Here is a 6,807-nt window from a genome sequence, read left to right on the forward strand (position 1 = left end):
TGGTCAAGGGGTCCCTGCGCCTGTCGGACGGTCGCATCGTCGATATCGCTCAAGGCAATGCGGTGCCTGTCGGCGCCATCGACTGTGACGGCGATCTGGTCATGCCCGGACTGATCGAGCTTCACACCGACAACCTTGAACGTCATATCGAGCCGCGCCCCAAGGTCGACTGGCCGCATCAGGCTGCAATCATCGCGCATGACGCAGAGCTTGCGAGTGTCGGCATCACCACGGTCTTCGATGCGCTGCGGGTAGGTTCAGTTCTGTCCGATCTGAAAACGGGCTACGGCGAATACGCCCGCGGCCTTGCTGACGAGATCCTTGCGATGCGCGCGCAGGGCGTCCTGCGCATCACCCATCTTTTGCACCTGCGCGCCGAGGTCTGTTCGGAAACCCTGATTGATGAGATGGCCAAGTTTGGGCCCGATGACCAGATCGGCATCGTGAGCCTGATGGACCACACGCCGGGTGAGCGTCAGTTCCGCGACGTGTCAAAGCTGTGGGACTATATGACCAAGAAACGCGGGCTGACCGCGCAAGAGTTTCAAGCGCATGTGTCGGGTCTGCAGGCCTTGAAAGACCAGGTTGGTGCCCGCCACGAAGCCGCCGCCGTGGCAGAGGCGCGCCGTTACGGCGCGGTGCTGGCGAGCCATGACGATACCACCGCACCGCAAGTTGCGGTATCGGCTGCCCATGGCGCACATTTTGCCGAGTTTCCGACCACCACCGAGGCGGCGCAAGCCTGCCACGACGCGGGCATCAGGGTCATGATGGGGGCCCCGAACCTGATCCGGGGCGGGTCGCATTCGGGCAACGTTGCGGCCAAGGCTCTAGCGGACGCAGACCTTCTGGACATCGTTTCATCCGATTATGTGCCATCGTCCCTGTTGTCGGCCGCAATGATGCTGGGTGATATCTGGGGCAACCTTGCGCGTGGGGTGGCGACCGTCACGGCGGCCCCCGCCGAGGCGACGGGGCTGGACGATCGCGGGCATTTGGCCGTCGGTGCGCGGGCCGATGTCATCCGGGTCAAGACGATCGGGTCGACCGGCGCAATTCGTGGCGTCTGGGTGCGAGGCGCACGCGTCGGTTGACGCGCACCACCAGTCGGGAGTTTCGCGGCCACACTCGACAGGTCATGCTTCGCGAGCAATCGGTCCGCCTTTTGCCCCGGCCACGTCCCTTACCGGGGCCAACACTCCATCGACGGGTCGGAGAGCCCGCTGGGCCACGTCAATCCGCGCCCCGCTTTCTGCGTCAAAAAGGTGGATGTGGTCGACCGGGATGTTCACCCCGACCCGCGTCCCCGGGGCCAGGTCCAGCTTGTCCTGGGTCAGCACGCAGAAAGGAATGTCCTCGAAGATCGCGTTGCAGAGCCGCGCGGCGCCCAGCTCTTCGACGAGCTCGACCTGTACGTCTAGCGTGCCCCGCCCGGCTGCAGTGAGCGTTGCATGTTCGGGCCGGATACCGATCTGGACCAGATGCCCGTCGCCCAGGCCTGGCATCTCTAGCAGCGGCACCGTCGTGCCGTTTTCCAGCACCACGCCCCGGCCGGACTGCGAAAGCTGCCCCGGCAGGAAGTTCATCGCCGGGCTGCCGATGAAACCAGCCACGTAAAGCGAAGCTGGGCGCTCATAAACCTCGGCCGGGGTGCCGATCTGTTCGATCGTACCCTTGTTCATCACCACCAGACGGTCGGCCAGGGTCATGCCTTCGTGCTGGTCATGCGTGACGAACACGCTGGTCGCGTTGATCTGGTTGTGGATCTTGCGGACCTCGTGGCGCATCTGCACGCGGAGCTTTGCGTCGAGGTTTGACAGCGGTTCGTCGAACAGGAAGACCTTCGGCTCACGGATGATGGCGCGGGCCATCGCGACGCGCTGGCGCTGTCCGCCCGACAACTGGCCAGGCTTGCGGTCAAGAAACTCGCTTAGGCCGACCGACTTTGCCGTAGCCGCCACGCGCGACAGGCGTTCGGCCTTGGGCACGCGCGCGACCTTGAGCGCATAGCCGATGTTCTCGCCCACGGTCATGTGTGGATAAAGCGCGTAGTTCTGGAACACCATCGCGCAGCCGCGCTCACGCGGTTCAAGCTTGTTCACCACCTGACCCGCAATCGCGATCTCGCCGCTGGTGATCTCTTCCAGGCCAGCGATCAGCCGCAGCAGCGTGGACTTGCCGCAGCCCGACGGCCCCAGGATCACCACGAACTCGCCATCGTGGATGTCGAGGTCGACCCCCTCCATGATCGTTGTCTTGCCATATGTCTTGCCGACCTTGCGGATGCTGATGTCTGCCATGGATGTCTCACTTGTCGGTGTTGATCAGGCCGCGCACGAACCAGCGCTGCATGAGGATGACGATGGCGATGGGGGGCAGCATGACGGCCAGCGTCGCCGCCATCGCCAGGTGCCAGGTGGGCGTGCCGCCGCCGGTGGTCAGCTGGTCGGGGACGAGGTCGGAGAGCTGCACCACGACCATCCCGTAGTTGGCGCGGTCGGTGATGACGAGAAGCGGCCAGAGATACTGGTTCCACGCGTAAACGAACATGATGGTCGCCAGCGCCGCGATGTTGGTCTTGGACAACGGGATAAGGACATCCCACAGGAACCGCAGGGGCCCCGCGCCGTCCATCCGTGCGGCCTCGACCAGTTCATCGGGAATGGTCAGAAAGAACTGGCGGTAAAGAAACGTGCCGGTCGCGGTGGCGACGAGCGGCAGGATGAGCCCGGTGTAAGAGTTGAGCAGGTTCCATTCCAGTTTCACCTCGATCCCCGACAGCGTAGCGATCAGGCCAGAAAGACCAGTGGCGTCCATGATCGCCTGGAACGGAGACAACGCGTTGGCGGCTACCGCATAGGTCGGCACGATCCGGACCTCCAAGGGCAGCATCAGCGTGATGAAGATCATCCAGAAGATCAGCATCCGGCCACGAAAGTTGAAGAAAACCAGCGCGAATGCGGTGATGCAGGCTACCGTGATTTTGCCCACGACCACACTGATGGCCACGATCAGGGTGTTGACGAACTTGGGGCCGAAATCCGACCGTGCCCAAGCCTCTTGCAGGTTCGGCCAGAGCTGATCGCCGGGCCAGAGCTCGATGGGGGCGGAGTTGACCTGCTGCAGCGTCAGGGTCGCCGCTACAAAGGCCAGCCAGATAGGCGTCAGGATCAGGATCAGCCCGAAGATCAGGATCACATGCGTCGAGATGTTGAGCCAGGGCGTGCGTTCGATCATGGCGACCTCAGGTGTAATGCACGCGCCGCTCGACATAGCGGAACTGAACGAAGGTCAGCGCCATGACAAGCAGCATGAGGATGATGGACTGGGCCGCAGCGCCGGAATAATCGAGGCCCTGAAAACCGTCGGTGTAGATCTTGTAGACCATCAGGTCCGTCGCCCGGAACGGCCCGCCACCGGTCAGTGTATCGACGATGCCGAAACTGTCGGTAAAGCTGTCGGTGATGTTGATGACCAGCAGGAAGAAGAACGTTGGCGTCAGCAGCGGCAGTTGCAGGTCCAGCATCCGGCGCAAGGGTCGCGCGCCATCCATGGCGGCCGCCTCGGTCAGGCTGCGTGGGATCGACTGGAGCGCCGCTAGGAAGAAGACGAAACTGTAGGCGACCTGTTTCCATGCGCCCGCGATCACGATGGCAGTCACGGCCTGCCAGGGGTATTTCGACAGGTCCCACCACCCTGGCGCAATCGTGTTGATATAGGAAAAGATGCCAGCGCCAGGGTTGAAGACGAACTGGAAAGAAAGGCCAACGGCAGGCGCCGCAACGGCATAGGGCCAGATGATCGCCACGCGGTAGGCCCGGTATCCGGCCAGCTGGCGGTCTACAAAGACGGCGAGAGTCAGCGCCATGCCCATGGCAAGCACTGTCGTTGCAAGCGCATAGATCACCGACACCCGGACCGAGCCCCAATAGTAAGGGTCCGACAAGACATTCCTGAAATTGTCGAGGCCTACCCAGGTATTGCCGCCGCCCCATGGCTGTTCCAGGGTGAACGCCCAGTACAGCGCCTGCGCCGTCGGCCAATAGAAGAAGACGAATATGATCAGCAACTGCGGGGCCAGCAGGGCGACTGCGATCCAGCTGAACTTGAAATAGGCGCGACGCATCAAGACCTCCTGCCAAGAAAAAGGGCGCAGCCCGTATGGCCGCGCCCCTATCGGTTGGATCAGGGGAAGGACTTGCCTTCGTAGGTCTGGGCAAACCGCGCCAGCAGCTCGTTGCCCCGCGACACGGCAGTATCCAGCGCCTCTTTCATCGGCTTTTGCCCTGCGAGCGCCGCCTCGACCTCGGCGGTCCATTCAGCGCGGATCTGGATGAAGCTTCCAAGACGAATGCCGCGCGTCAGCTGGGTCGGCTCTGACCAGGTCAGCGACTTCATCGCGATGTCGCGGTTGATGAAGGGCTCTTTCGAGTAGAAGCCTTCAGCCTTCAGCGCCTCGTAGGTCGACTTTGTCACCGGGATATAGCCGGTGTTTTCCAGCAGGAACTTCTGCTCGGGCGTGGTGGCAAGGAACGCCAGATACGCCGCGGCAGCCTTGTATTCGTCGTCGGTCTTGCCCGACAGCACCCAAAGCGAGGCACCACCCACGACCGAGTTCGTCCGCTCCACGCCCTCGTAGGTCGGGATGATCTGGACGTCCCAGCCAAAGGCGGGCTTCAGCTTGTGGATCGTGTTGTGGTCGGCGATGGACGAAAAGAAGATCGCGCATTCGCCTTCGACAAAGCTGTCGCGGGATGTTTTGCCGGCTGCCTGGGTCCGCAGCATCGCGTAGCCTTCGGTCAGCCAGCGCTGAATGTTTTCCATGTGCTGGACGTGCAAGGTGGTGTTGTACAGCAGCTCGCTGTCGAGCCCGTCATAGCCGTTGTTGTTCGAGGCCACAGGTACGTTGTGGACCATCGAGAACTGCTCGAGGTCGATCCAGGATGATGGCGCGTAGGCCAGGCTGCAGGCCTGGCCGGATTCCTTCAGCTTGACGAAGGCGGCTTCCATGCCTTCCCAGGTTGTTGGGGCCTCGGTCAGGCCCGCTTTGGCGAACATGTCCTTGTTCCAGTAGTAGACCGGCGTGGACGAATTCCACGGCATCGAGAAGAACTCGCCCGACTTCGATGAGTAGTAGTTGCCGATTGCCGGGAAGTAGTCCGCCCAATCAATCGTCACGCCGGTATCGGCCATCAGTTTGGTCACGGGGTAGAACTCGCCCGACAGCATGAGATCTGCGGTGCCAGCGTCAAAGGATTGAAGGATGGTCGGGTGCTTGCCCGCGCGGAAGGCGGCAATGGCGTTCTGCACGGCTTTTTCATAGCCGTCCTGGCCCACACAGACGGCCTCGTACTGATCCTGTGATGCGTTGAACCGGTTGCAGGTTTCCAGCACGACTTCACCCAGATCACCCGTAAGGCCATACCAGTAGTCGAACTTGATCTTCTCAGCAGAGGCGGTTCCGGCGGTTGCCAAAAGAATGGCGGCAGCAGTCGCAAGCTTGTGCGTCATTTTCCCGTGTCTCCGTCATGAAAGGGGCCGCGCGCAGATCGCGGCGTGACGTCGGGATGACAGCAATCTGTGACAGTCAGATGAAGCTCTGGCAAAAATTATAACGCATAATCAGTAGTTTAAATGAAATAGATTCATATCCCGCCAAGTGACGCCTGGCGGGTTCAGGTCATATAAAAGCACACCCGCGCCTCAGCAGGGCGCGCGGCCATCCAATTCGATCACTCGGCCAGGCCGAGAGACTGTAAGTAGCGCGCCGAGGGGATGACCCCGGCCTTGTCACGCAATTCCAGAATGAGTCGTGGGTTGGATCCGGCTTGGGCGATAGCATCGAACACCGACGGCCAGAGGATCGTGCCGTGGCCGATCTGCCAGTGCCGGTCGGCGAAACCGTCGGCGTCCTGCAGATGGACATGACCCAACCGCGACCCGGCGGCGCGCAGGTAGAAATCAACCGGCGGCGCCCCGGTGGAGACATGAGCATAGTGCGCGTGGCCCGTGTCGACCGACAGTTCCAGCGCCTGCCAGTCCAGGGCCTCGCACAGCATGGCGCGGTCGGCCGGTTCGACATCCTCGATGTTTTCCAGCACGAAAGTCACGCCCATGTCTTCGGCCCGCGCCAGTACCTTGGCCAGTGTATCGCGTGCCGCCGAGAGCATCCTGTCGGTATCCGATGGGTAAAGCCCGCGGTGGTTGTAACCCCATGTGGTGAAAGGGGAATGGATCACCACATGCGTGCCGCCGACTGCCGCGCAAACATCCAGCGCCTGATCGAACCGGCGGGTTACGATCTTCCTTACCTCGGGTTCGTAGGATGCCACCGTGAACCCCCAGAACGGGCCGTGAATCCCCAACCGGCCCTGATGACCGTCAAGCAACTGCTTGGTTTCGGCGGCAAGTCCGGACCAGTCCCCGTCCAACACCTCGGCATCGACAAAGGCCTGAAGTTCCAGATCGCGCGGGGCTTCCAAAAGCCAGTCGCGATGGTCAGCAAGGCTGGAATGGTCCAGTGCCGCACCAAGAATTGGTCGACCGGTCATAGAGACATCCTTTCACAAACAGGTTCTCCGTTTGAGAATTTTCAGACGCATGTAACTCCGGCATATCGCGCAGATGGCAAATACATGACCGCCGGACGGGTCGGTCCGGACAAGCCCGATTATCCCGAGGGCGTCACCGGCTGTGGCCAGCTCGCCCCTTCATCGCCGCCATAACATCTGCTTCTCGTGATGCTGTATGGTCGCGGCCAGGTTCTGAAACTGGGAGGCAACGTAGTTGCGCAAACGCAAGGTGGCC

At 61.8% G+C, this 6,807-nt stretch carries 6 protein-coding genes; 1 reads left to right on the forward strand and 5 read right to left on the reverse strand.

Annotation, left to right across the window (positions count from 1 at the left end; genetic code table 11):
* The coding region (locus ACRCSW_RS05795) for an alpha-D-ribose 1-methylphosphonate 5-triphosphate diphosphatase (protein WP_438703365.1) at window positions 1-1,094 on the forward strand (1,094 nt) is incomplete at its 5' end.
* Between the two features lie 42 nt (window positions 1,095-1,136).
* Here the strand turns inward: ACRCSW_RS05795 and ACRCSW_RS05800 are convergent.
* The 5 genes from ACRCSW_RS05800 to ACRCSW_RS05820 form a co-directional block, all read right to left on the reverse strand.
* A complete protein-coding gene (locus ACRCSW_RS05800; RefSeq protein ID WP_438703367.1) occupies window positions 1,137-2,300 on the reverse strand; it encodes an ABC transporter ATP-binding protein in 1,164 nt (387 codons plus the stop codon).
* A gap of 7 nt (window positions 2,301-2,307) precedes the next feature.
* Window positions 2,308-3,237 (reverse strand): ABC transporter permease subunit, encoded by a 930-nt coding sequence (locus ACRCSW_RS05805; protein ID WP_438703369.1) that lies wholly within the window; start codon window positions 3,235-3,237, stop codon window positions 2,308-2,310.
* Window positions 3,238-3,244: 7 nt separating this feature from the next.
* Window positions 3,245-4,126, reverse strand: a complete 882-nt coding sequence (locus tag ACRCSW_RS05810; protein ID WP_438703371.1) for an ABC transporter permease subunit — start codon at window positions 4,124-4,126, stop codon at window positions 3,245-3,247.
* Between the two features lie 59 nt (window positions 4,127-4,185).
* Window positions 4,186-5,511 (reverse strand): extracellular solute-binding protein, encoded by a 1,326-nt coding sequence (locus ACRCSW_RS05815; protein ID WP_438703373.1) that lies wholly within the window; start codon window positions 5,509-5,511, stop codon window positions 4,186-4,188.
* Window positions 5,512-5,732: 221 nt separating this feature from the next.
* Entirely contained in the window at window positions 5,733-6,551 is an 819-nt protein-coding gene (locus ACRCSW_RS05820) for a sugar phosphate isomerase/epimerase family protein (protein WP_438703375.1), read from the reverse strand.
* Window positions 6,552-6,807: the final 256 nt, after the last annotated feature.

Origin of the sequence: Tabrizicola sp. (assembly GCF_051645465.1) — a bacterium.
Lineage (GTDB): Bacteria > Pseudomonadota > Alphaproteobacteria > Rhodobacterales > Rhodobacteraceae > Tabrizicola.

Excerpts from the sequence above, each read along its gene's own strand:
- ACRCSW_RS05815 (WP_438703373.1), bottom strand. The coding sequence starts at position 5,511 with ATGACGCACAAGCTTGCGACTGCTGCCGCCATTCTTTTGGCAACCGCC.
- ACRCSW_RS05810 (WP_438703371.1), bottom strand. The coding sequence starts at position 4,126 with ATGCGTCGCGCCTATTTCAAGTTCAGCTGGATCGCAGTCGCCCTGCTG.
- ACRCSW_RS05805 (WP_438703369.1), bottom strand. The coding sequence starts at position 3,237 with ATGATCGAACGCACGCCCTGGCTCAACATCTCGACGCATGTGATCCTG.
- ACRCSW_RS05800 (WP_438703367.1), bottom strand. The coding sequence starts at position 2,300 with ATGGCAGACATCAGCATCCGCAAGGTCGGCAAGACATATGGCAAGACA.
- ACRCSW_RS05820 (WP_438703375.1), bottom strand. The coding sequence starts at position 6,551 with ATGACCGGTCGACCAATTCTTGGTGCGGCACTGGACCATTCCAGCCTT.